The 1768-nt window shown below is 38.2% G+C and carries 4 protein-coding genes; 1 reads left to right on the top strand and 3 read right to left on the bottom strand.

Going from position 1 to position 1768, the window contains the following annotated elements; translation table 11 throughout:
- Positions 1–218, bottom strand: a 218-nt coding sequence (locus O0J15_RS20950; RefSeq protein WP_308306267.1) for a helix-turn-helix domain-containing protein, incomplete at its 3' end; no start/stop codon positions are given.
- A gap of 185 nt (positions 219–403) precedes the next feature.
- Between O0J15_RS20950 and O0J15_RS20955 the strand changes: the two genes are divergently transcribed.
- Positions 404–595, top strand: coding sequence for a hypothetical protein (locus O0J15_RS20955; protein ID WP_125458557.1), 192 nt, complete (start codon positions 404–406; stop codon positions 593–595).
- 86 nt (positions 596–681) lie between these two features.
- On the opposite strand, the gene O0J15_RS20960 is transcribed toward O0J15_RS20955, so the two are convergent.
- Positions 682–1407, bottom strand: coding sequence for a phage antirepressor KilAC domain-containing protein (locus tag O0J15_RS20960; RefSeq protein WP_308306268.1), 726 nt, complete (start codon positions 1405–1407; stop codon positions 682–684).
- A gap of 10 nt (positions 1408–1417) precedes the next feature.
- Positions 1418–1627 (bottom strand): helix-turn-helix transcriptional regulator, encoded by a 210-nt coding sequence (locus O0J15_RS20965; protein WP_308306269.1) that lies wholly within the window; start codon positions 1625–1627, stop codon positions 1418–1420.
- Positions 1628–1768: the final 141 nt, after the last annotated feature.

A 1768-nucleotide genomic window follows, 5' to 3' on the forward strand; every position in this document is an offset into this window, starting at 1 on the left:
ATATCAAACTGGAAATCAGATATTTTTCTATCAGAGAAAAATCGAAATACATGACTTCCTCCACGGCCTGGAGGCTTTCGCCTAACTTGACGTAAATACCCAGCATCTTCCAATATTTTGAAATATTTACTAATAGTTGGACGACTAACACCTTTCCGCTTAGCTATTTCTTCCGGATAGACTTGCCAGTTTGGGTGATTAGCCAGCACTACCATCATGATGCCAACAGCTGTAAAATCTAACGCAGGATCGTTGATAAAGCTATTACTAACAGCTGTGTAGTCATCAGTTGGATTCCTGAAAGATGAATTGACAATCTAAATTTTTAAAGTCTGTCATACAGTCTCCTTTCTATTTCTAATCTCCATTTCTGCTATAATATAGTCAGAAAGGAGGTGATTTTATGAAATCCTTTAAAGATTTTCGAGAATCTTTAACAGCTGAAGATATGCAAGATATTGCTGCTAAAGCTAATGAAGCTACTAAACAGATTGACCATACAGACGGATTGCAACTTGGAATGGTCAGTAGTTTAACTTCTGCAATAACTACTATTGAGTTACTTGAGAAGTATCATGAATGGCTTCATAGCTAAGACGCTTGAATTTTTCTAAGTCTATCTGTAAATTGATAGGCTTTTTTATTTTTCCGCTATACGGATATCTTCTTGGTCTCATTTTCCTACTCCGCTACTTCTTCTTCACTCAAGAACTTGTTGATAAAATACTGTTGTCCTTTGCCAGTGACTTTTGGTGTCTTGTTCACGCTGATATGTCCATCTGCGTGTTGCACGTTTGTTTCCTTGATTTCAAAGAGTTTCAAGTCCATGCTACGTTGGGTTGGCATGTTCCAGTCTGAACCTTTGCGCTTAATCAGGTAGCCATTTTCACGCATCCAAGAAAAGAGGCGATTGGCTCCAATTTTGTAGCCGTTTTGGCTAATGAGTTTGGCAAGTTCGCCTACCAAGATAGATGTATGACTTGCACTTACTGCGTCTGCAAAGAGGACTTTGGGTTTGTCCGCTTCAATCTGCGTCTCCAGTTTATGAATCTTCTTATCCGCCATGAGCAGGGCTCTTGCCATAATCTTCTCAGGACTGTTAAAGTCTTTTTCTACTTGAATGAAGTACTGTCTGACTTCTTTTCCTTTGTCGGTTTTCGACATCATTGCTAAGTGTTTTGCAGTGTCCAATGATAAAGCATAGTCTTGCAATTCTCTCATTGCTCCGTTATTTACAACCGTAGTTGTAACTACACTTGCAAAATCGTAATTTTCTTCAAACCCTTTAAAGTTTTGTTCCACCCATTGGCTAAATCTTGTCTTGACTTCAAGGGTTTTGTGTAATTGTCTTGCTGAGACAATCGGTTCTTGATTGTCATTCACAGTCACTTTAATAACTTCGTTCATGTTCTTCCTCCTATTCCTCAAACTTCTCCCACGACTCGCTGATTCGCAATTTTTTATTAATGCGAAGCTTCAAGTCATCACTTCCTTTGCCATCTTTGAAAAGTTGCGTGATGGCTGACGGACTAACACCTACGACGGTAGCCAGGTCCGTCTGCGACCACCCACGTTTTTCAATTCGCTCCTTTACGAGCTCGTTCCACTTACGATGTTGTTGGCTCATGTGACCTCCTCCTTTTTAATTAGTTAAGTTAAAGAGTTAGTAAATTATTTTATAAAACACTTGACAATTTTAATGTATAGTATTAAAATGAAAGCATAATTAAAAACCTTGATAAAACATTATATCTATCAACTCATTTTG

It is taken from the genome of Stenotrophomonas sp. Sm10, assembly GCF_030985515.1.
GTDB classification, from domain to species: domain Bacteria; phylum Pseudomonadota; class Gammaproteobacteria; order Xanthomonadales; family Xanthomonadaceae; genus Stenotrophomonas; species Stenotrophomonas hibiscicola.

What these genes read in the sequence shown, in the direction of transcription:
- O0J15_RS20960 (WP_308306268.1), bottom strand. Translation starts at nt 1,407, where the DNA reads ATGAACGAAGTTATTAAAGTGACTGTGAATGACAATCAAGAACCGATT.
- O0J15_RS20965 (WP_308306269.1), bottom strand. Translation starts at nt 1,627, where the DNA reads ATGAGCCAACAACATCGTAAGTGGAACGAGCTCGTAAAGGAGCGAATT.
- O0J15_RS20955 (WP_125458557.1), top strand. Translation starts at nt 404, where the DNA reads ATGAAATCCTTTAAAGATTTTCGAGAATCTTTAACAGCTGAAGATATG.